This is a genomic window from Micromonospora sp. NPDC049230, assembly GCF_040647875.1.
Lineage (GTDB): Bacteria > Actinomycetota > Actinomycetes > Mycobacteriales > Micromonosporaceae > Micromonospora.
The window spans coordinates 273,633-296,627 of sequence record NZ_JBEZCZ010000004.1; the positions used below are offsets into that span (position 1 = coordinate 273,633).

General features: G+C 72.0%; 15 protein-coding genes. 8 read left to right on the top strand and 7 right to left on the bottom strand.

What is annotated here, in order from left to right; all coding sequences use genetic code 11:
- Positions 1–15: 15 nt before the first annotated feature.
- On the bottom strand, positions 16–2,958 hold the full coding sequence (locus tag AB0A95_RS05745) for a beta-ketoacyl synthase N-terminal-like domain-containing protein (RefSeq protein WP_357554483.1): 2,943 nt from the start codon (positions 2,956–2,958) through the stop codon (positions 16–18).
- 76 nt (positions 2,959–3,034) lie between these two features.
- Here AB0A95_RS05745 and AB0A95_RS05750 point away from each other — a divergent pair, with 76 nt between their 5' ends.
- Positions 3,035–6,001: an amino acid adenylation domain-containing protein gene (locus AB0A95_RS05750; RefSeq protein WP_357554484.1), complete on the top strand. Its 2,967-nt coding sequence runs from the start codon at positions 3,035–3,037 to the stop codon at positions 5,999–6,001.
- A 12-nt stretch (positions 6,002–6,013) separates the two neighbouring features.
- Here AB0A95_RS05750 and AB0A95_RS05755 read toward each other — a convergent pair whose 3' ends face one another.
- On the bottom strand, positions 6,014–6,805 hold the full coding sequence (locus tag AB0A95_RS05755) for an LLM class F420-dependent oxidoreductase (RefSeq protein WP_357554485.1): 792 nt from the start codon (positions 6,803–6,805) through the stop codon (positions 6,014–6,016).
- A complete protein-coding gene (locus tag AB0A95_RS05760) occupies positions 6,802–7,719 on the bottom strand; it encodes a glycosyltransferase (protein ID WP_357554486.1) in 918 nt (305 codons plus the stop codon). The genes AB0A95_RS05755 and AB0A95_RS05760 overlap by 4 nt, the downstream gene beginning before the upstream one ends.
- Before the next feature lie 158 nt (positions 7,720–7,877).
- Here AB0A95_RS05760 and AB0A95_RS05765 point away from each other — a divergent pair, with 158 nt between their 5' ends.
- The 6 genes from AB0A95_RS05765 to AB0A95_RS05790 all read left to right on the top strand — a co-directional run bounded on the left by AB0A95_RS05765 (position 7,878) and on the right by AB0A95_RS05790 (position 16,403).
- The gene (locus tag AB0A95_RS05765; protein WP_357554487.1) at positions 7,878–9,767 is read left to right on the top strand and encodes an ABC transporter ATP-binding protein; all 1,890 of its coding nucleotides are present in this window, start codon (positions 7,878–7,880) and stop codon (positions 9,765–9,767) included.
- Positions 9,764–11,557 (top strand): ABC transporter ATP-binding protein, encoded by a 1,794-nt coding sequence (locus AB0A95_RS05770; RefSeq protein WP_357554488.1) that lies wholly within the window; start codon positions 9,764–9,766, stop codon positions 11,555–11,557. The genes AB0A95_RS05765 and AB0A95_RS05770 overlap by 4 nt, the downstream gene beginning before the upstream one ends.
- Positions 11,558–11,643: 86 nt before the next feature.
- Positions 11,644–12,537, top strand: a complete 894-nt coding sequence (locus tag AB0A95_RS05775) for a glycosyltransferase (RefSeq protein ID WP_357554489.1) — start codon at positions 11,644–11,646, stop codon at positions 12,535–12,537.
- A gap of 9 nt (positions 12,538–12,546) precedes the next feature.
- Entirely contained in the window at positions 12,547–14,169 is a 1,623-nt protein-coding gene (locus tag AB0A95_RS05780; protein WP_357554490.1) for a GMC family oxidoreductase, read from the top strand.
- Positions 14,170–14,174: 5 nt separating this feature from the next.
- On the top strand, positions 14,175–15,158 hold the full coding sequence (locus AB0A95_RS05785) for an NAD(P)-dependent oxidoreductase (protein WP_357554491.1): 984 nt from the start codon (positions 14,175–14,177) through the stop codon (positions 15,156–15,158).
- 42 nt (positions 15,159–15,200) lie between these two features.
- Positions 15,201–16,403, top strand: coding sequence for a glycosyltransferase (locus AB0A95_RS05790; protein WP_357554492.1), 1,203 nt, complete (start codon positions 15,201–15,203; stop codon positions 16,401–16,403).
- Here the strand turns inward: AB0A95_RS05790 and AB0A95_RS05795 are convergent, their stop codons facing one another.
- The 4 genes from AB0A95_RS05795 to AB0A95_RS05810 are packed head-to-tail and all read right to left on the bottom strand — an operon-like array spanning position 16,404 to position 21,776.
- The gene (locus AB0A95_RS05795; RefSeq protein WP_357554493.1) at positions 16,404–18,197 is read right to left on the bottom strand and encodes an ABC transporter ATP-binding protein; all 1,794 of its coding nucleotides are present in this window, start codon (positions 18,195–18,197) and stop codon (positions 16,404–16,406) included.
- On the bottom strand, positions 18,194–19,936 hold the full coding sequence (locus AB0A95_RS05800; protein WP_357554494.1) for an ABC transporter ATP-binding protein: 1,743 nt from the start codon (positions 19,934–19,936) through the stop codon (positions 18,194–18,196). The genes AB0A95_RS05795 and AB0A95_RS05800 overlap by 4 nt, the downstream gene beginning before the upstream one ends.
- On the bottom strand, positions 19,933–20,877 hold the full coding sequence (locus AB0A95_RS05805; protein ID WP_357554508.1) for an aldo/keto reductase: 945 nt from the start codon (positions 20,875–20,877) through the stop codon (positions 19,933–19,935). Before AB0A95_RS05805 ends, AB0A95_RS05800 begins: the two co-directional genes overlap by 4 nt.
- Positions 20,877–21,776, bottom strand: a complete 900-nt coding sequence (locus AB0A95_RS05810) for a glycosyltransferase (RefSeq protein ID WP_357554495.1) — start codon at positions 21,774–21,776, stop codon at positions 20,877–20,879. Before AB0A95_RS05810 ends, AB0A95_RS05805 begins: the two co-directional genes overlap by 1 nt.
- 145 nt (positions 21,777–21,921) lie before the next feature.
- On the opposite strand from AB0A95_RS05810, the gene AB0A95_RS05815 reads away from it, so the two are divergent.
- Positions 21,922–22,746, top strand: a complete 825-nt coding sequence (locus AB0A95_RS05815; protein WP_357554496.1) for a glycosyltransferase family 8 protein — start codon at positions 21,922–21,924, stop codon at positions 22,744–22,746.
- Positions 22,747–22,995 lie beyond the last annotated feature (249 nt).

Genomic DNA, 22,995 nt, shown 5'->3' on the forward strand with positions numbered 1-22,995 from the left:
CTCAGGTCTCGGGGTTCAGGAGGTGGTGCCGGCCGCGGCACTGCGCAACGTGTCGCGGACGAGGGCCGTCTGCCGGCCGAGCGTGCGACCGGCGAGCAACTCGCGTAGCGGCACCCGGAGCCCGAACTCCTCGTGGATGCGGCGGGCGAGTTGCGTGATGAGCAGCGAGTCTCCGCCCAGCGCGAAGAAGTCGGAGTCGTCGTCCAGGTCGCCGTGTCCGAGCACCTCGGCCCAGAGCTTGGGCAGCACGACGGCGGGGGCGGCAGCCGGGACCTGGTCGGCCGGTGCCGGACCGGCCGCCGGGCCGGCGCCCGCCACCGGGGCTCGCGTCGCGGTCGCCGCGGCCACCGGCGCCACCTCCGGCGCGCTCCATCGCCGGTCGGCGAACGGGTAGCTGGGCAGGTGCACGGGCCGGCCACCGTCCGCGCCGAGCAGCTCCGGCGCCAGCGGCTGCCCACGCGTCCAGAGCGTGCCGAGCGCGTCGACCACTTCCCGGGCCGGCCTCTCGTCGCGCATCGGCAGCAGCGGGACGGCGGCGAGACCGGCGGCCGCGGCGAGACCGGACAGCACCCGACCCGGCCCCACCTCGATCGCCAGGCAGCCGGGCAGCCGCTCGGCGACCGCGGCCAGGCCACCGGCGAAGAGCACGGGGCGGCGGGCCTGTGCGACGAGGTCGTCCGCCGAGATCGGCTCGCCCGGCTCGATCAGGCGTCCGCTGAGGTTGCTCGCGTAGGGCACGGCCGGCGGGCGCAGCGTGACACCGGTCAACGCCTGGGCCAGCGCGGGCAGCGCCGGCTCGATCAGGCTGCTGTGGAACGCGTGGCTGGTCGGCAGCACCCGGGTCAGGACCCGGTCACCCAGCCAGGCGCGGAACCGCTCGATCTCCTCGTCCGGCCCGGCGACCGCGCAGCTCTCGGCGCCGTTCTCGGTGGCCAGTTCGAGGTCCGCACCGGCGTCGGCGAGCAATGACCGCGCGGTCCCCGGGTCGCAGCCGAGCGCCAGCATGCTCCCGCGCGGGCAAGCGTGCATCGCCTCACCGCGGGCGGCGACGAACCGGGCGGCGTCGGGCAGGTCGATCGCGCCGGCCAGGCAGGCGGCGGTCAGTTCGCCGAGGCTGTGGCCGACCAGCGCGGCCGGGGCGACGCCGAGTCCGATCAGGGCCCGGCCGATGGCGTACTCCATCGCGAACAGCGCCGGCTGAGCCAGCGCGGTCGCGGCCAGGTCCTCGGCCGGGAACTTCGGGTCGTACAGCGCGTGGCGCAGCTGCGCGGCGAGCGCGGCGCCGTACCCCCGCAGGCATGCGTCCAACTCGTCGGCGAACCCGGGCAGCACGGCGGCCGGCCCGATCGCCATGCCCGGCCGTTGGGTGCCCTGCCCAGGCAGCAGGAACACGACCGGCGCGGGACCCTCGGTCGGGCAGGCGCCGCGGGCCACGCCGGCGGCGTGCTCGAGGCGCTCAGCGATCTCCGCGGCGGTCCGGCCGGTGACTGCCAGCCGGCTGTTCAGCGGGTCGCGGGCGGTGGCCAGGGTGTACGCCACATCGGCCAGATCGGGCTCGGCACGGCGCAGGTGGCTGGCGAGCCGGTCCGCCGCGCGGTCGAGGACGTCCGCGCTGGCGGTGGACAGGACCACGAGCCGCTCCCGCTCGGGCCGGGGCGGAACCACCGGCGCGGGCGGCGGCTGCTCGACGATGACGTGGGCGTTGGTGCCGCCGATGCCGAACGAGCTGACCCCGGCGCGGCGCGGCTCCGGACCGGCCCACGGACCGGCGGCGGTCGGCACGTACAGCGGGCAGCCGGCGACATCGAGCAACGGGTTGAGCTCGGTGAAGCCGGTGACCGGCGGCACCACGCCCTCGCGGAGCACCCGCATCGCGCGGATCAGCCCGGCCAGCCCGGACGCCGAGTCGAGGTGGCCGATTGTGGACTTGAGTGCGCCGACCGCCACCTGACCCGGGCGCGCGCCGCCGGCCGACAACGCGGCGCTCGCGGCCGACCACTCGATCGGGTCGCCGACGTGCGTGCCTGTCGCGTGAGCCTCCAGGTAGCCGATCGAGTCCGCGCCGACGTCCGCGGCGGCGAGGGCGGCGACGATGACTGCCTCCTGGCCCTCGGCCGACGGCGCGTAGTAGCCCGCCTTGGCGGAGCCGTCGTTGTTGGTGGCCGTGCCGAGCAGCACGCCGTACAACGGCGGGCCGTCAGTGACGTCGGCGAGCCTGCGCAGCACGACGCAGGCGACGCCGGAGCCGGCCACCACGCCGTCGGCCCGCGCGTCGAACGGGCGGCAGTGCCCCGACACCGACTGGATGCCGCCGGGCACGTGCAGGTGGCCGGCCTGCGGGTAGTCGATGCCGGCGGCGACCACGACGGCCTGGTCGCACTCGCCGTTGATCAGCGCCTGCACGGCCAGGTGCACGCTGACCAGCGACGAGGAACATGCGGTGCGCACGCCGAGCGCCGTGCCGGTGAGGCCCAGTTTGTACGCGATGAGGCTGGCGATGAAGTCGGGCTCGGTGCCGTGCAGCGCCTGGTCGAGCGTGAGCGGATCGAGCGGTCCGGCGGCGAGCATCGCCCGCAGGTAACCGCTACCGCTGTCCGACGCGTAGACGGCGGTGGTGAGGTCTGCGGACCGCCCGGCGGCGTCCTCCAGGGCCGCCCATGCGGATTCGAGCATGAGGCGGTGCTGCGGGTCCATCAGCTCCGCATCGCGGGCGCTGATCCGGAACAGGACGTGGTCGAAGCGGTCGGCATCGTCGAGATGTCCCCGCACCGGCACGTAGTCGGGGTCGTCGGCGAGTTCCGGCGGAACCCCGGCGGAGAGCAGGTCGGCGCGGTCGAGCCGGGTGGTGAGCACCCGGCCGGCCAGCATGGCCTCCCACCAGTCGTCCAGGTCGGCGGCTCCGGGGAACAGGGCGTGCACGCCCGTGACGGCGATGTCGAGCGATCGGTCGCGGCTCATGTCTCCAGGTTGCCTCAGTAGGCAAATTTAGGCAACATGGGAGACCGCTGGCTGGAAACACGGACGGGAGGCAGCCATGCCGAACGAAGTCGACGAGGGTCTGCACCAGCGGGTCGCGCGGTTGGCCCGGCTCCGGCCCGACGCCGTCGCCCTCGTCGCCGGGGAGCGCTCCGTCACCTACGACGAGCTGGACCGCACCGCGGACGGCTGGGCCGCTCGGCTCGCCAGCGCCGGGGTCGGCCCCGGCAGCTGCGTCCCGGTGGTTCTCCCCCGGGGCACCGACCAGGTGACGGCGCTGCTGGCCGTGTTGAAGACCGGGGCGGCGTACGCACTGCTCGACCCGGCCTGGCCGGCGGCGCGCCTCGGCGAGGTGACAGCGATGCTGCCCGCGCCGGTGCTGATCGCCGACCGCCCGGTGCCCGGCGTCCGTCGTCCGGTGTGGACGCCACCGGACGAGCCACTGTCCCCGCCGCCGGACTTCCGGCCCGCCGAGGTCGGCGGGCACGCGCCGTGCTGCGTGTTCTTCACCTCGGGGACGACCGGGCGGCCAAAGGGCGTCCTCACCCCACACCGGGCCACCGCGCGGCTGTTCACGGACGGGACGTTCGCCACGTTCGACGAGCACACGGTCGTCCCGCTGGCGGCACCGTCACCGTGGGACGCGTACTCCCTCGAGTTGTGGGCAGCGCTGCTGAACGGCGGCACGTCGGTGATCGTCGCGGAGCCCTACCTGACGGCCGGCGCGCTGCGCGAGGGCGTCTCCCGCCACGGCGTGACGACGGTCTGGCTGACCAGCAGCCTGTTCAACATGGTCGTGGACGAGGACCTCGGCGCGTTCGACGGGGTGCGGCAACTGATGATCGGCGGTGAACGCCTCTCCCCCACGCACGTGAGCCGGTTCCTGCGGCAGCACCCCGATGTGCTGCTGCTCAACGGATACGGCCCGGTGGAGAGCACGGTGTTCACGACGACTCACCGGATCCGCCCGGAGGACGCCCGACGGGCCGACGGTGTTCCGCTCGGCCGGCCCGTGCCGGGCACCGAAGTGCTCGTGCTGGACGGCGACCGGCGGTGCGCGCCCGGTGCGGTCGGCGAGATCTGCGTCGCTGGCGCCGGGCTGGCGCTGCGCTACCTCGGCGACGAGGAACTGACCGCACAGAAGTTCGTGAACGTCACGGCCGACGGCCGGACCGTGCGCGTGTACCGGACCGGCGACCTGGGCCTCCACGACGTCGACGGGCTGCTGCACTTCCGCGGCCGCGCCGACCGCCAGGTGAAGATCCGGGGGCACCGCATCGAACCCGCGGAGATCGAGCGCCGCGTCGAAGAACTGCTGCCCGTGCGTTCCTGCCGGGTGGTGGCCGACCGGACCGGCGGCGGCGAGCCCGCGCTGGTCGCCTGGTGCATTCCCGAACGGCCCGGCGACCCGCTCGACGGTGCCATCGGCACGCTGCGTGAGGTGCTGCCCGCCTATCAGGTGCCGACGGCGGTGCACACCGTCGGCGCGTTCCCCGTGACGCCACAGGGCAAGCTGGACGAGCGGGCACTGCTCGCCACGCTCGATCCCCGGCCCACGCGCGCCGTAGGCGTGACCACGCCCGCCGACGACGGCGAGGCGCTTGTGGCCGAGGTGTTCGCCGAGGTGCTCGGCCACCACAGCGCGCCGGTCGACGTGCCCCTCACCGAGCTGGGCGCCACCTCACTCGACCTGGGGCGGGCATGCGCGCGGCTGGCGGCGCGGCTCGACCGCCCGGTGCCGCTGGCCCGCCTGCTGGAACACCCGACCGCGCGGGCCCTCGCGCAGTGGCTCCGCGCGGACAAGCCGGCCCCGGACACCCCGGATGGCGACGCGGTCCCGCTCACGCCCATGCAGCTGGTCTACCTCACCCGGCACCTCGTCGACCCCGCCGACCGGACCGGGCACTGCCTGCTCACCTGGGTCATTGAGGGCGATCTGGACCACGCGGCGCTGGAAACCGCGGTGGGGGCGGTACACGCGCGGCACGAGCCGCTACGCGCCGCGTACGTGGCCGACCCCCGGCCGGTGGCGGAGGTCCTCGACATCGATCCGCCGCCGCTGGAGGTGCTGCCGGCCGCGTCCTCGGTGGAGGAGGCGATGGCGGCGCTGCGGCGGCTCTTCGCCGACGAGCTGGTGATCGGCGACGCCGACGTGTGGCGTGTGGCGGTCGCCGGGGCCGGCGATGCCACGGTGTTCGGTTGCGTGATCCACCACATCGCGTTCGACGGCTGGTCGGAGGCCGTACTCGCGCGGGACCTCGCGACGGCGTACAACGCCGCCCGGCGCGGCGCCGAGCCACCCACCACACCGGCTCCGCCGTCCCTCGCCCGCTCCTACCGCGACCACATCGCGCGGGTCGCGGCCAGCGGGACCGACGTTCGGCCCGACCGCGCGGGGTACGCCGGCCCGCCGCCGGTGCGCTGGCCGGGCAGCCCGGCGGACGGTGCCGGCAGCAACGGTCCCGGGCTGGTTCCGACCCGGATCGAGCCGGCAGTCCTCGCCGCGGTGGACGACGCGGCCCGTTCCGCCGGCGTCAGCCGGTTCGCCGTCCTGCTGCACCACTTCGGCGCCGCCCTGGCCGAGGTCACCGGTCAGCGGGACCTGGCCGTGGGCGTGCCGGTGGCGCAGCGCCACGGCGCCGGATCGGAGCTTGCCGTCGGCTGCCACCTCACGATGCTCTGCCTGCGGCTGCGCGGCGCCGCGCTCGCCGATGGCCCCGCCGCCCTGCGCGCGACCGGGCAGTGTTTCGGCGACGCGTTCGCCGCACAGGACGGGCCCGCGTCCGAGCTGGCGTACCAGGTGCTCTTCGCGCTACAGGACAACGCACCCGCGGAGCTGCGCCTCGACGGGGCCCGCACGACGTTCGTCCGCCAGCGGTACCTGGACCTCCCGCTGGACCTGCACGTGGAGCTCTGGCCGGAGGACGACGGCCTGCGGCTGACCGCTTACCACCGGCCGGAGCGGGTCACCGAGGAGACGGCACGCGACCTGGTGAAGCGCCTGGACGAGCGGCTGCGGGCGTGAGCCGGGCACCGGTCACTGGGCGTCGCGCCAGGCCACCCAGCGGCGCAGCGCGCCGTAGTCGTAGTCCGGGCCGGACACGCCGAGGGTGAACAGCGACACTCCGAGATCGCGCAGCTGCGGCCCGAGGTCCTCCGGCTCACCGGCCGGCGACGGCCCGCCGCCGATGCTGGCGGAGATCTCGATGTCGCCGGGGTCACGACCGATCTCGGCGCAGTGGCGGTGCAGCACCGCGATCTTGTGCCGCATCGTGTCGACGTCGCCGAAGCTGTGCCAGCGGTCGGCATACCGGGCCACGAGGCGCAGCGTCCGCCGCTCGCCGCTGCCGCCGATCAGCAGCGGAATCGGGCGCACCGGCGGCGGGTTGAGCGCCCCCAGCCGCGCCCGGATGCGGGGCAGCGCGGCGGCGAACTCGTCCAGCCGCTCGACCGGAGTGGCCGGCGGATAGCCGTACTCGACGAAATCCTTGTCGAACCAGCCGGAGCCCAGCCCCAGCACCACCCGACCGCCGCTGATGTGGTCGACGGTGCGCGCCATGTCGGCCAGCAGATCCGGGTTTCGGTATCCGCTGCACGACACGAGCGGCCCGAGCTCCACCCGCGTTGTGGCTTCGGCCCAGGCGGCCAGCATGGTCCAGCACTCGAAATGCCGGCCGTCAGGGTCGCCGGTCAACGGAAAGAAGTGGTCCCACGTGCAGACCATGTCGACGCCGAGTTCCTCGGCCTGCACGACGGCGGTCCGGATCGCTCGGTAGTCGGCGTGCTGCGGCTGCACCTGGACGGCGATGCGGACAGGTCGGCCCGTCACGTCGGCGTTCCCACACGCGTCGTCCGGTACTCGGCACAACTGGGCAACCCGCGCTCCTTGATGAGATCGTTCATGTCGAAGAAATCGATGACCGGCTGCACGGCGAGCAGCCGGGTGATCGGCGTGTCGTACTTGTCGGCGATGTAGTAGCGGTTGCGCATCGCCATCGCCCTGTCCAGCCCGAGCTTGGGGTGCGGGTGGTGCAGTGCGCCGGCGTCGCGGTCGATCAGGAAGACCGCACCGTCCTGGTGCAGCCGGTAGGCCAGGTCGATGTCCTCCGAGCCCCAGGTGCGAAACTCCTCGTCGAACGCGCCAACCGCGCGCACCTGCCTGGTGCGGGCCGACACGTTGCACGTCCAGTACATCAGCCACGGCGCCGGCAGGTCGCGCAGCCGATCGTCGACGCGCGTGTAGAAGTCCTCGCGGATGTCCAGCCACCGGCCCTCCCGGCGCAGCAGCCCGATGGTGCCGTCGACGTCGTCGAAGTCGAGCGTCTCCTGCATGTCGCCGGCGTCCTCGTTGGCGTAGTTGAAGCAGTAGACGTAGCCGATCACCGCGGCCGGCTGCTCGGCCGCGTGACTGCGCAGGTGAGCGCGTAGGCAGCCGGAGTGCGCCAGCACGCCGGAGTCGAGGAAGACGAGGACGTCACCCCGCGCCTCGGCGATGCCGATGTTGCGCGCGGCCGCGACCCGGAACCCCTCGTCCGGCTGGAAGAAATACCGCACGTCCAGCCGGTCGCGGAAGCTGGCAACCATTGCCTCGGTGTCGTCGCTGGAGCCGTCGTCGACGACCAGCACCTCGAACGCGTCGGTCCCGATGTCCTGCCGGGTCAGCGCGTCCAGCGTCCGCCGCAGCAGGTCCATCCGGTTGTACGTGGGGATCACGACGCTGCACGCCGGGGAGTTACCCGTCATCGTTGCGCTGCCCTCCGTTCTCGGCCGACGAGAGCCATCGGCGTGGATGCGAAAGCTCATCTAGGCAACAGGCTAAGCAGATTTGTCAAAAGTTGCCAGACGGGCGGCTGCGTGGTCTGCTGATGACTGATTCTTGGACGACGCGGCGGGAGTCGAATATGAAGGTGATACGGCGCGAGCGCATCCGGTCCTGGCTGCGGATGGCGGCGCTGCTCCGGTATGCGGGGTGGGACGTCCTGGTGCCGACGGTGGTCCTGGCGATCCTGTCCGGGTTGCTGCCGGCGGCGTTCATCGTGGCGATGGCCCGGGTGCTGACCCGCCTGACCGAGGCGGTGGGCACCACCGGTCTCGGCGGCGTGATCAGCGAGGCCGGGCCAGAACTGGTCTTCGCGTTCGTCACGCTCGCCGGGCAGCAACTGGTGCCGCCGTTCCAGGAGGCGCTCGCGAAGTGGGCGGGGCGCCGCATCGACGCGCACGTCCTCGGCGACCACCTGTCGGCGGCGCTGCGGGCGCCGCTCGACCGGGTGGAGCAGGAGCGCGCGGTGTCGGCGATGGCCGAGATCAGCGACGCCTACCTGCGCGCCGCACCGACGCCGGGCGTGGGCGCCGGCGTGCTACCGATGCTCGCGGGCCGCTACCTTCAGCTGGCCGCCGCGCTCGCGCTGGTCGGCGCGACGGTGTCGTGGTGGGTCGCCGCGCTGCTGCTCATCGGGGCGCTGGTGATCCGGTTCGGCCAGCGCGGTGCGCTCGCGACGTTCACCGACGACTGGGCCCGGTTCGGCGACGCCCGTCAGCGGATGAACTACATCCAGGCGCTGGGCGTCGAGCCGGGGGCCGCCAAGGAGATCCGCGTGCTGGGCCTGCTGCCGTGGTTACAGCGGCGCTTCACCGCCGAGTCCGACGGCTACCTGCGGCCATTGTGGCGCCGCCGCCGCGAGGTGTACCTGCGGCCGTTCCTCGGTTACACAGCGATCGGGTTCGTGGTCGCGGTCGCGTCGTTCGTGCTACTCAGCCGGTCGTACGCCCCGGCGGAGGGCGTCGCGGTGCTGGTCGTCGCGGTGCAGGCGATACTGCTGCCGCTGCGCTTCGGCGCGTACTTCCCGGAATGTGACGTCCAGACGCAGTACGGCCTCCAGTACCAGAACACCATGGCGGAGTACCGGGCACTGGTCGGCGAAGCCGCCCCGACCGAGCGGCGGGCCGTCACGGCACCCCGCGTGGCGCCCGAGGATCGCACACCACACGAGATCCGCTTCGACGACGTGCGCTTCCGCTATCCGAACTCCGAGCGGGAGGTCTTGCGCGGACTGGACCTGACGCTGGCCGCCGGCCGGTCGACGGCGCTCGTCGGGATCAACGGCGCAGGCAAGACCACGCTCGTCAAGCTGCTCGCCGGTGGCTATCCGCCCACGTCCGGCGCGGTGCTTGTCGACGGGCAGGATCTGACCACCCTCGACCCGCTGCGGTGGCGACGCGACCTGGCCGTCATCTTCCAGAAGTTCGTCCGGTTCGACCTGAGCCTGCGAGAAAACCTGCACCTCGGCGCGGCGCATCTGCCCGTGGACGAGGAGGCGATGCACGCGGCGCTCGCCCGGGCCAACGCTGTCGACGTGCTCGACCGCCTGCCGTCCGGACTGGACACCGTGCTGTCGCCCGAGTACGAGGGGGGCACCGGCCTGTCCGGGGGCCAGTGGCAGCGGGTGGCGCTGGCCCGCGCCTTCTACGCGGTGCACCAGGGCGCGACGGTGCTCGTGCTGGACGAGCCGACCGCGCAGCTCGACGTGCGCTCGGAGGTGGACTTCTACGACCGGTTCCTGGAGCTGACCGAAGGGCTCACCACGCTCGTGATCTCGCACCGGTTCTCCACCGTCCGCCGTGCCGACGCGATCGCGGTGCTGGAGGACGGCCGGATCACCGAGTTCGGCGACCACGACCAGCTGCTGTCGGGTTCCGAGACGTACGCGTCGATGTTCCGCACCCAGGCCGGACGGTTCGCCGCGGCGGCGGCCGAGGGACCGGCCGACTACCACGCAGGAGGCCGCTCGTGAGAACGCTGACCGCCGCCCGGGAACTGCTGACGATGGCGTGGCGGATCGACCGGAGCAAGCTCATCCGGTCGATCCTGCTGCTGCTCGCCGGGTTCCTGGCCACGCCGTTCATCGCGCTGGGCCTGCGCGAGCTCACCGACGCGCTGCTCGCCGGCCGTACCGGATGGGCCGCCTGGCTGGGCGTGCTCCTCGCCGGGCTGCTGCTGGTCGAGCTGATGGGCGGGCACTTCGCCCACCTGCTCTACTTCGAGCTCGGCGAACAGTCGCACACCCACCTGCAACAGCGGTTGTTCACCGCGGCTAACGCTGGCGTGCCGCTGTCGCAGCGTGAACAGCCCGACTACGCCGACGACCTGCAGGTCGCCCAGTCGCGCACGTTCGAGATCAACCGGGCGCTCGAGTCGATCCTGCAGTTCGGCGGGCTGGCGCTACAGCTGGCCATCAGCACCGTGCTGATCGCCCGGCTGCACGTGGTGCTGGTGCTGGTGCCATGCCTGGCGGTCTTCCTGGTGATGGCAAGCGCGTGGGCGCACCGCGAGGTCGAGCGCGCCCAGGAGCGCGCGGCCGAGGAAAACCGCCGCGCCCGGCACTTCCTCGAGTTGTCCACCGCGCCGGAGAGCCTCCTGGAGCTACGGCTGTGGGGCCTACAGGACGAGGTGGTGGCCCGCCACACGGCTGCCTGGGAGGAGGCCACCCGGCGGCTGGGGCGGGGCCAACTGCGCGCCGCGTTGGGCAAGGTCGTCGGGCAGCTGGCGTTCGCCGCCGGATACGCCGGCGCGCTGCTGTTCGTGTTCCAGCAACTGGCTGAGGGCCGGGCGACGGTCGGCGACTTCGTCATGGTGCTCGCGCTGACGGTGCAGACGACCATGCAGATCATCACGGCGGTGGGCCTGCTCGGCGTGTTGCAACAGGCGGGGCGGACGATCGCCCGGGTCGAGAAGCTCGGCGAGCCCCGCCCCGGCGCGGAGCCCGACCCGGTGGAGGCGACAGTGGCGGACGCCGACCCGCCGGCCGGCCGCGGCATCGTGCTGCGCGACGTTTCGTTCGCCTATCCGGGTGCCGACCGCCCGGTGCTGGACCGGATCAGCCTGACGCTGCCGCCCGGCGGGGTGGTCGCCGTGGTCGGCGAGAACGGTGCCGGCAAGAGCACGCTGGTGAAGCTGCTGTGCGGGCTCTACCGGCCGACGGGCGGGCGGATCTGGTTCGACGGACGCGACGTGACCGCGGCCACCCCCGACCGTCCCACCACCGCCGCCCTGTTCCAGGACTTCGCGCGGTTGGAGCTGGCGGTACGCGACAGCGTCGGCGTCGGTGCCGTCGACGGTGAAGTGATCGCCGACGACCGGGCCGTTGCGGACGCGATCCACCGGGCGGACCTCGACGACCTGCTGGAGCGCCTGCCGGACGGGCTGGGTTCGGTGCTGGGCTCGCGATACGAGCACGGCGCCGAGCTTTCCGGTGGCCAGTGGCAGCGCGTCGGCCTGGCCCGGGCGCTCATCCGGGAACGACCGGCACTGCTCACGCTCGACGAGCCCGCCGCGGCGCTGGACCCGATGGCCGAGCACGCGCTGTTCGAACGCTTCGCCGCGGCGGCACGGGAACAGGACGTCCACGGCGCGGTGACCGTGTACGTCTCGCACCGGTTCTCCACAGTGCGGATGGCCGACGTCATCGTGGTCCTGAAGGGCGGCCGGGTCGACGCCTGCGGCACGCACGAGGAGCTGATGGGCGCGGGCGGCACCTACGCGGAGCTGTACACGATGCAGGCGCGGGCGTACGCCTCAGCCTGATCCGCCGCGCGGCAAAGCTGGCACAGAATTTGCCAAGCTTGGCAACATGTGGCAACGTCTTTTGTATCCGCCGAGGAGGATGTGTGATGGACAGTCGACCAGACTGCAGTGTCATCGTGCCCACCTACAACCGGGTCGCGCTGCTTGCCCGCACGCTCGACGCGCTCAGCCGCCAGGAGATGGACGGCCGCCGGTTCGAGGTGCTGGTGGTGGACGACGGGTCGACCGACAACACCGCCGAGGTGGTGGACACCTTCCGCGAGCGCCTCGACCTGCGGTACTTCTACCAGCCCGATGAGGGCTTCCGGGTGGCCGCCGCGCGCAACGTAGGGATTCAGCACGCCGCCGCCGATGTGTGCGTCTTCCTCGACTCGGGCGTGCTGGCCCACTCGCGTTGCGTGCGAGCCCATCTGGACAACCACACCGGCGCCACCTCGGTCGCGGTGATCGGCTACGTGTACTGCTTCAACCACAACAACGAAGACGCCGAGCAGATGCACGCCTCGCTCGACTTCGACGACGTCGACGGCACGATCGCCGCGCTGGCGGAGCAAGGCCGGTGGCTGGATGACCGCGAGCACTTCTACCGCCGCTACCCGGGCGACGCGATCGCCGACCTGCCCGCACCCTGGCTGATGTACTGGACGTGCGACGTGTCGGCCCGCACCGCCGACCTGCGCGCGATCGGCGGCTTCGACGAGGCGTTCCGGTCCTGGGGATACGAGGACGTCGACCTGGCCTACCGACTGCACCGAGCCGGAGCGCGGTTCGTCGTCGACCGGGCGGCCAGCGCGATCCACTTCCCGCACGACAAGGACCACGCGCACAACAAACGGGCCGCCGCCACCAACCTCCGGTACCTCCTCGAAAAATACGACACCCCGGAGATCCGGGTACTGTCCGCGGACCCGCCCGTCGGCTACTTCGACATCAACGACCACCTGCTTGAGCGGCAGACGCAGGCGAGCAACGCCGGATGAGGTGACGGGATGTCGAGTAGCGTGCACAGCCCTGACGTTCTGGTCGTCGGCTCGGGCTTCGCCGGGTCGTGGGCGGCCAAGGAACTGACCGAGGCTGGCTGGCAGACCCTCGTGCTGGAGGCCGGCCCGCCCCGCGCGGCACGCGACGTCCCGCGGCGTTTCCCGTCCAGTTCCGACGAGCCGGCCGACGAGCCGGCCCTCGGACCGGGGTGTGCCGCGCCACGCCTGGACGGTGCACTGCCGGCGACCCTCCCCACCCCGGTCGGCGACCCGGGGCAGCACGTGCAACGGGTTCACCCGGGATTCGGCCCGCGCGGCCCGCACCTGTTCGTCGACGACGACGAACACCCGTACCGGACGCCCGACGACCAGCCGTACCACTGGATCCGTGGGATGCAGATCGGTGGCCGGTCACTGACCTGGGGCGGCACCGCGCTTCGCCTGTCGCGCTACGAGCTGGACGCCGCGCCGCTCGACGGCTGCACGTTGGCATGGCCGGTGCGATACGAGACCCTCGCGCCCTTCTACGCGCTCGTCGAGGACGTGCTGTGCCCGACCGGCAGCCGCGAGGGCCTCCCCCAGCTACCCGACAGCCGGTTCCGGCACGAGCCGCCCGCGCTGACCCCCGCGGAGAAGGATTTTCGTGAGGCGTACCGGCCACCCGGCACCCACCCGGTCCCGGTGCGCTTCATCCCCGACGAGGGCGGGCGGGAGGGCTGGCCGCGATTCACGATGCAGGCCAACGCGCTGGCCGCGGCCGAGCGCACCGGCCGGTTGGAGCTGCGGCCGAACGCCGTCGCCACCGACGTGACGATCGACCAGGACAGCGGCCGGGCCACCGGCGTCCGCTACGTCGACACGACAACCGGCGCCCGACACCACGTCACCGCGCGGATCGTCTTCCTCTGCGCGGGCACTGTCGAGACCGCCCGGCTGATGCTCAACTCGCGCGGCCCGCGCCACCCCGACGGGCTCGGCAACACCAGCGACTGGGTCGGCCGCGGACTCATGGACCATCCGGTGCTGGCGGCCTCGGGCGTGCTCGACGGGCACCCGCCCGCCGATGGGTACGAGTGGTCCGCGCGGCAGCGTGGTCTCATGGTCCCGCCCGCGCCCACCACAGGCGACGTCCGGCCGTTCGGTCTATGGGTGACGCTGCAACGGCTCACCGCTGACGGCGTACCCGTCGGGAGCATCGACGCGCAGGGCGAGATGCTCCCGTACCGGCACAACCGGGTCCGACTCGACGACGGCCGCACCGACCGCTGGGGTGTGCCCACACCGGTCATCGAGTGTGCGTACGGACCACACGAGGACCGCCTGTACACCGCGATGCGCGAGGCGGTCGCCCACGCGGCCGAGGCAGCCGGTCTGCGCCTCACCGGGGTCGCCGACGCACTGACGGTGCCCGGGCTGAACGTCCACGACATGGGTACGGCGCGGATGGGCGCCGACCCGGCGACCTCCGTGGTCGACGCGAACAACGCGTGCTGGGACTGCCCGAACGTGTTCGTCACCGACGGCGCCTGCTTCCCCGGCGGCGGCTGGCAGAACCCCACCCTCACGATCATGGCACTTTCGGCGCGTGCCGGCCGGCACGCCGCCGGGCTGCTCCGCGACGGCGTGTGGTGACAGTGGTGAACGAGGTGGACGGCATGACCGGCACTGTCGGACAGGTCACGATCACCGGCATCACCGGGCTCATCGGCCGGTCGCTGTGCGAGGTGCTGACGCGCCGCGGTGTCCCGTATCGGGGCCTGGCCCGGACACCGGAGCGGGCCCGTACCGTGGTCGGCGCCCAGGCCGTCGTGGCCGGGTCGATCGCCGATCCGGCCGCGCTGACCGAGGCGTGCGAGGGCAGCGCCGCGGTCGTCCACCTCGCGCGGTCCTCGCACGATCTCGCCGACCTGTGCCGCTACGACTACCCGGCCCTGCACGCCGTCATCGCGGCGGTGAACGCCAACCGGGCGGAGCTGCACTTCGCCTCCAGCCAGGCGGTCTTCGGCGACGCACCGGATCCGCCGCCGCTGCTCGACGACGACAGCCCGCCCAACCCCACGACGGCGTACGGCGCGATGAAGGCCGCGTGGGAGCGGACCGCCCGGGCGGCGTGCACGACCCCACCGGTCGTCTACCGCCTGCCGATCGTCGTCCCCGACCGGCTCGCCGACGGCGCACCGTGGTTGCGGGAACTGCTCGGCACCGGCTTCTGCCACCTCACGCCGGACGGCACGACCCTGGTGCTGCGCCCGGCGGATGCCCGCTTCGCCCGCGCCGGGGTGAGCTTCGTGCACGTCGACGACGTGGCGGAGACGATCGCGGCAAATCTCTTCCGCGCCGAGGCGCGCGGCACCGTCGCCATGCTCGCCGATCCGGAATACGTCCGCTTCCGCGAGTTGGCTGAACTGTTCGCCGGCCTCGCCCGCGACCGGGGCTTGACGGTGCGCGACGAGTGGCCCGACCCGGCCAACGGCGCGGAGCTGACCGGCGCGATGTTCCGCTTCGACCCCACCCGCGCCGCGAAATGTCTCGGCTTCGCCAGCCCGAACGGACCCGAACGACTGCTGGCCAAGGCGGCCAAGTGGTTCACCGCGACTCTCGATGCCCGCGCCACCGTCTGACCTCCGCAGACAACCGGCCGGACCGACCGAAGGCAGGAGCAGATGCACACCGATCGTCTCAAGTTCAGCATCGTTGTCCCGTTCAAAGGCCGCGAGCGCACCCTACGGGTGGTCCTCGCCGCGCTGGCCGAGCAGACCATGGATCAGGCGGAGTTCGAGGTCGTCGTCGGTGCCATGGAGTACTCCACGGAGTACGTGGAACTGTGCCGCGAGTTCACCGACCGCCTCAACCTCGTCTCGGTGATGACGACTGGGGAGTGGAACGTGGCCCACGCCCGCAACCTGGCGATCCGGCACGCGTCGGGTGAGGTGGTGATGACCCTCGACGCGGACATCGCGCTGCCGCCGGACTCCCTCCGCAACACCTACGACCGGTACTTCGCCCATGGCCAGAACCTGTGCGTGATCGGGCAGGTGGTCGGCTACGAGGCGGCGATGAATGAGCACAGCAAGAGTGCCGAGGTGCTGCCGTGGGACCACTACCGTGCGGTGCTGGCCGACCTGGCCGCCGAGGGCGGGCCGTGGGACTACCGGTGGACCGACCGGTACACGTCGGCGCTCATGAGGTTCCCGTGGGCGTTCGTCGCCACCGGTCTGACGGCCATCCCACGCCGCCTGGTCGAGCAGCACGACCTCTACTTCGACGAGAACTTCCGCGGCTGGGGACCCGAGGACCAGGAGTGGGGCTTCCGGATCTCCCGCGCCCACATCCCCATCGTGCACGCGGCCCCGGTGTTCGGTCTGCACCTGCCGCACCCGCGCGACCTGGCCGTCAACGAGGTGGCGGCGTGGACCAACAACCGGTATTACCTGGCCAAGTGGCCTCGGTTGGACCTGGAGCTGGCGCTCGCCTTCGGCTGGATCGGCGCGGACGAGTGTTACGCCGAGGTGGAGCGCGAACTGGCCGCGTGCCGTCATGGGGACCGGCGACCATCAGTACTTCGCGGTCCGGTGGGCGGCCGCGACACGGTCGTCGTCGGCGCCCTCGTCGACCCCCACACCCAGGCGGCTGAACCGGAGGTGGCGGCGCTCTTCGACCGGGGCAGCCGGCCGGAGATCCTGCCGCTCGCCGGGTTCGCCCTGCCCTACCCGGACCGGTCCGTCGACGAGGTACGGGTACTCGCCGCGGTGACCGGCCTGAGCCCGCGCTATCGCGAGGCCATCCGGAAGGAGGCCGCACGTGTGACGGCCCACACGTCAGATGTCGATGTTCCCGCCGAGCCCGCACTCCAGCACGCCGGTTGATCAGTCCTCGGTGGTATCGAGTTCCTCGGCCCACAGGCGGCGCATCTCATCGCAGTCGCGCAGCACGTCCCCGAGTCGCCCCCGACCCACCACCCGCCCCTGGTCGAGCACCACCACCTGGTCGGCTCGTTCCAGCGCCTCCCGCCGGTGTGACGCGACCAGCAGCGTGCCCGGGCCGCGCCCCTCGCGCGCGGCCCGGGTCACCCGGTCCCAGAAGAGTGCCTCGGTCTCGCCGTCCAGTGCGGACGACAGGTCGTCCAGCACCAGCAGATCGGGTGCGCGGACGAGGGCCCGCGCTGCCGTGGCGCGCTGTATCTGCCCGCCGGACAACCGAACCCCGCGCGGCCCGACGAAGGTCTCCAGACCCTCGGGCATCGCTGTCACGTCCTCGTCGAGCGCGGCGAGGTGCAGCGCCCGGTCGACAGTGTCACCCGGCCAACCGAGCAACACGTTCTCCCGCAGCGTCGCGGAATACAAGCGCGGGCGCTGACCGGCGTACGCCACGCGCGGCGGCACCAGGAACGTGCCCGGGTCGGCGACCGGCCGGCCGTTCCACCGGATCGTGCCGGCGTGGGCCGGGACCAGCCCGAGCATCGCCCGGATCAGCGTCGTCTTGCCGGAGCCGACCGCACCGGTGAGGACGGTGATCGAGCCGCGTTCGAGTCGCAGGTCCACGTCGTGCACCCCACGGGTCCCACCATCGTGGTGGGCCGTCAGGCCACACACCTCCAGCACGGTCAGCGGATCGTCGTGCGTCGTCACCGGCCGCGCGTCGGGCACCGGGGTGTCGCCGAACCACAGTCTGGTGTCGCGTACCAGGTCGGTGGGTGTCTCGCTGGCGGCGAGCAGCCGGTTGAGCCGTTCCGTCGCCACGACCGCCTGCGGCACCTGGAACAGCATCGCGCCGATGCTCCGCGGCAGGGCGGTCAGGCCGCTGACGTACGTGGTGAACAGGGCCAGGTCGCCAACCGTGAAGGCGCCGCCGCGCATGGCAGAGGCGGCGAGCAGCAGCACCAGGCCGATGCCGATCTCGACGCTGGCACCGGTGCCGGCGTCGAGCAGGTCGGTGGCGAGCCGATCGCGGACCGCCGCCCGCCGCCGCGTCGCGTTGTGCTGGCGCAGCCGGGCCAGCACGTGCGGCTCGGCGCCGGCCGTCTTGATGGTCAGGATCCCGCTGAACATCTCGCCGATGTACGCGGTGACGGTGGCCCCGCCCACCTGCGCCCGCGTATGCAGCCGCTTCACCGTCCGCGCGGCGAACGTGCTCAGGACGGCCACGGCCACCATCGGCAGGACCAGCATCAGGCTGATCCTCCAATCGATGCGCACCGTGATGACGAGGGCGCCGACGGTGAACAGCACCGCACCGGCCAGCCGGATGAACTCGTCCGCGAAGTCGACAAGGCTCGCCACGTCCGAGCGCAGCCGGGCGAGCGACTCACCGGACGAGTCGGGCAACCGGTCGGCGGCCGGCCCGGGCGCGGTGAAGATGGACCGGAGCGCGTTGCTGCGGAGCACCGACGCGGCGGCGTCCCACCAGTAGACGCCGTAGGCCCAGGCGATCAGCATCGTCAGCCCGCGCACCAGCTCCGCGCCGACGAACGCCGCACACAGCCACCACACGGCGCTCAGGTCGACGGGCTGCCCGCCGCTGATCCGATCAAAGATCCACTTCAGGAGTACGCCCCCGGCCAGCGGCAGGACGCTCACCGGGAGCCAGAACAGTGCGCCGAGGACATACCGCCGCAGGTCGAAGCGGATCAGCCGGGCGACCACCCGCACCATGTCGTTCATCGGGCGGCTCCGGTGAGGTTGAGCAGGCCGACGAACCGGCTGCGCGAGTCGGCGAGGAGGTCTGTGCGGTAGCCGAACTCCACGATCCGACCACCGGAGACCACCGCGATCTTGTCCATCCGGGACAGCACCGACAGCCGGTGGGCGATGACAACGCCGGTACGCCCCGCCAGCAGCCGATCGATGCACTCCTCCACCCGGCGTTCGGTCGCCAGATCGAGCCGGCTGGACGGCTCGTCGAGCACCACGATGCCGGGGTCGCTGAGCAGGGTGCGGGCGAACGCCAGCAGCTGCGCCTCCCCGGCCGACACCCCGCGCAGCGCGGAGTCCAGCCCCTCGGGCTGCGCGGCGAACCACTCGCCGAGCCCCACCTCGTGCAGCACCGCGCGTAGCCGGTCGTCGTCGGTGTCCGGCCGGAACAGCGTCAGGTTGTCGCGGATGCTGGTAGAGAAGAGCTGGACGTCCTGCGTCACCATGCCGGCCCGCCGGCGCAGCGACGCGCTGTCGACGTCCCGCAGGTCGAGCCCGCCGAGGCACACCGCCCCCGCGTCCGGGTCGTACATCCGCAGCAGCAGCCGCGCGATCGTCGTCTTGCCGCTGCCGGTCCGCCCGACCAGTCCGAGCGACTCGCCCGCCGCCAACTCGATGTCCACATCGAACAGGGACGGCCGGTCGCTACCCGGGTAGGTGAACGACACCCGGTCCAGGCGTGCCGACAGCGGGCCGGAGGCCGGTAGCTGCCGCGGGTGGACCGGCTGGGGCAGCACCGGCTGGTGGCCGAGCAGGTCGGCGACCCGGGTGACGCTGGCCAGCGCTCCCTGGTAGGCCCGCAACTGGTCGATCAGCCGCTCGAAGGGCGCCCGCAGCAGCAGAGTGTATTGCAAGAGCAGCACGGCGGTGCCCACGGTCAGCGCACCGGCGTTCAGCAACCACGCGGCCGAGCCGAGCACCACGGCCGTCCCACCGGCGAACGCCACCGACACGCCGGCCATTACCGCCACGCCGATCCGCGCGGCCCGGTACTCCGCCTGGTACCAGGCGGCGCTCGTGCGGTGGAACCGGCTGAGCATATGCTCCCCCGCGCCGTTGGCCCGGAGATCCTCGGCACCGGCGAGCGACTCCTCCAGCTCGCCGTAGAGTGCCGCGCTCGCCGCCCGCGACCGGGTCGCCGACGGCACGGCCCAGCGCTGCCCGCGGGCCATCGCCAGGAAGACGACGAGGCAGTATCCGGTCAGTACCGCGCCGAGCCGCACGTCCACGAGGAACACCCCGACCACGATCGCGCCGAGCAGCAGGACGTTTACCACCACGTCCAGCAGGAACGCCACGGCGAAGTCGGCCACGGCCGCCACGTCGCCGTCAACCCGTTCGATCAGCTCGCCGGGCGGGTGCTTGCCGTGGTATCCGAGGTCGAGCGAGAGCGCGTGCTCCGCCAGGCGCTCACGCAGCCGGTTGGTGCCGTCCCAGGCGAGCCCGTTGGCGAGCCAGCCGGTCACCGTCCTCGCGGCCAGGGCGGCGATCGCGACGCTCAAATATCCGACCGCGATGAGGACCAGGTGCCCGGTGCTCGCGCCTGCCATGGCGTCGTCGACGAACCGCAGCGTGAACTGCGGCGCCAGCACCGGCAGCACCGTGGTCGCGAGCACCGACACGACCAGGGCGAAGCCCAGCCGGCGACCGGGCAGGAGGCTGCGAACAACCAGGGCGCGCCCGCGCGCGCCGGCGGACGTGCCGGTCACCGGCCGATCGCCGCGAGCGCCGTGAGGTCGTCGGCCGTGAGCCGCCGGGATGCCGCCGCGACATTCGCGCGCACCTGCTCGGGTGTCGTGGCACCGGCGATCACCGAGGCAACCGCCGGCCGGCCCAGCAGCCCACCGATTGCGACATCGAGCATCGACAGGCCGCGCTCGCGCGCGTACGCCTCGATCTTCTCGATGTCGTCCCACGGCGCGGAAGCGAGCCACGGCTGGTATCGGTCGGTGGTCATCCGGCTGCCGTCCGGCGCCGCCTGGCCGCGCCGGTACTTCCCGGTGAGCAGCCCGCTCTCGAGCGGGAAGTAGGGCAGCAGGCTGAGGCCGAACCGCTCACACGCCGGGATCACCTCGGCCTCGGCCGTGCGGGACAGCACGCTGTATCTGTTCTGTGCGCTGATGAACGGCGTGAACCCGCGCGTCCTCGCCACCCACGCGGCGTCGGCGATCTGCCAGCCGGCAAAGTTGGAGTTGCCGACATACCGCACCTTGCCGGCCCGGACCAGGTCGTCCAGCGCGGCCAGTGTCTCCTCGATCGGGGTGCCCGGGTCGGGCTCGTGCATCTGGTAGAGGTCGATGTAGTCGGTGTCGAGTCGGCGCAGCGACGCCTCGACCGCGCGGGCGATGTAGCGGCGGGACCCGCGGGCGCCGAAGTCGGGCCCGTTGACCCCATCCATGTCCATGCCGAACTTCGTGGCTACCACGACGTCGTCCCGCCGGCCCTTGAGCGCGGCGCCGAGCATGGGCTCCGACGCACCCCGTTCGAGGCCGTAGATGTCGGCGGTGTCGAAGAAGTTGATGCCGGCGTCCAGTGCGGCGTCGACCACGGCACATGCCTGGTCGAGCTCGATCATGCGGCCGAAGGTGTTGCACCCCAGGCCGACCACCGACACCCTCAGTCCGGATTCGCCGAGGCGGCGGAACTCCATCATGCGCGGGCCTCCGTCCGGGTCGCGTCGTGCGCGTCGGCGATGAGGATCTCGTTGACATCGAAGAGGCTGATCATCGGCTCCACCGCGAGTAGTCGGGTGGCCGGGGTGTCGTACTTCTCAGCCATGTAGCGCCGGTTGCGCGCGGCGAGCTGACTGTTGTGCGACCAGTCTTTCGGGTGTGGGTAGTGGATCGCCCCGGCGTCGCGGTCGAGTACGAAAACCGCGCCGTCGCGGTGCAACCGGTAGGACAGGTCGATGTCCTCGGCGCCCCACGTGGTGAACGCCTCGTCGAACCCGCCGACCCGGCGCAGCTGCGAGGTGCGCGCCGACACGTTGCACGTCCAGTAGAGCGACCATGGCGCGGGCAGCTCATGCAGCGGGCCGGGGTGCCGGGCGTAGAACTCCTCGCGCAGGTCGAGCCACCGGCCCTCCCGCCGCAGCTGGGCGATAGTCGCGTCGACGTCGTCGAAGTCGAGCGTCTGCCGCATCCGCTCGGCGTCCTCGTTGCTGAGGTTGAAGCAGTACACATAACCGATCACCGCCGCCGGCTGGTCGCCGCCGTGCCTGCGCAGGTGCGCCCGCAGACAACCGGAGTGCAACAGCACCCCGCAGTCGACCATCACCGTCACGTCGGTCACGGCGTGGCGGATGCCCACGTTGCGCGCGGCCGAGACCCGGAATCCCTCGTCCGGCTGGAAGAAATACCGCACCTGAAGCCGGTCGGTGAACTCGGCCACCACGTCCGCGGTGCCGTCGTCGGAGCCGTCGTCGACGACCAGCACCTCGAACGCGTCGGTGCCGATGTCCTGCGCTGTCAATGATTCCAAGCTGCGCCGCAGAAGTGCCGCCCGGTTGTAGGTGGGGATGATGACGCTGCACGCCGGGGTGATATTCATCGCCGCCTCTCCACGTCGCACGTGATCGGATTTTCCACCGTAACACAGGTTTGGCAACGTGCTTGTCTACAGTTGCCAAAAGTTGCCAATGCGGTGGACGAGTGGTTCGCTGAGGGTTGACGACACCTACACCTACGGGGGTGCCATGGACATCCACATCCTGCTGGCCGTCGACGACAACTACGTCCCGGGCGCCGCGGTCCTGGCCCACTCGGCCCGCGCCGAGCTGCGGGACGCCGACACGCGGCTGGTCTTCCACGTGATCGACTGCGACCTGAGCACGGAGCGCCGGGCCGAGCTCGGCGATCTCCTGGGCCGCTCCGGGCAGGTGCGGTTCCACCGCATCTCCGACCGGCTGGGGCTGCACGGCCCGAGCCTCTGGTATTCCGACGCCGCCGTCGCCCGGCTGCACGTCGCCGAGGTCATTCCACCCGACGTGCAGCGCCTGCTCTACCTCGACGCCGACATGCTCGTCCTGGAGGACCTCACCGCGCTGTACACAGTCGACCTGGGCGGCAACGCGCTCGGTGCGGTGCTCAACGGTTTCGCGCCGAGTCGTTCCCTGGTCATCACCGACGAGGGCGCCCGGCAGATCCAGACCGGTGCCGTGCCGCCCGGGCACTTCAACTCCGGCGTCCTCCTCATGGACATGCGGCGCTGGCGAGCCGACGGCATCAGCGAGCGGGCGATCGAGATGCACCGCCGCTACGGCGCCGACACCACCCACGCTGACCAGGACATCCTCAACCACATCTGCGCAGGCCGATGGACGCCGCTGCCGGAGAAATGGAACAAGATGATCGCGCACCCCGTGCTGGGCAAGTTCGGGGCGGGCCGGATGGATGAGCTGACCCGGCGCGAGGGCATCGTGCACTACGTCGGCGCGGTCAAGCCGTGGCACGACGAGTTCCCCGACAATCCGTTGCGGCACCTGTACGAGCACTACGCCACCGACGTCGTCAGGGCCTGACTGTGCTCCCCCCGGCAGGTCCTTGATCGTGTGGACGACCAGGATCCCCACGACGCGATCTTCGCCTTCCGACGCGGCACCTGACTGGGGGGCGGTTTACACCATCGATGAAAATGAGGCCCTGACCAGCACTGGTGCTGGTCAGGGCCTCTCCGAGCCGCCTGACGGAATCGAACCGTCGACCTACGCATTACGAGTTGATCGCATCATCGGACCAAGGCGCAACATAGCTGATCATGGTGTCGCCCC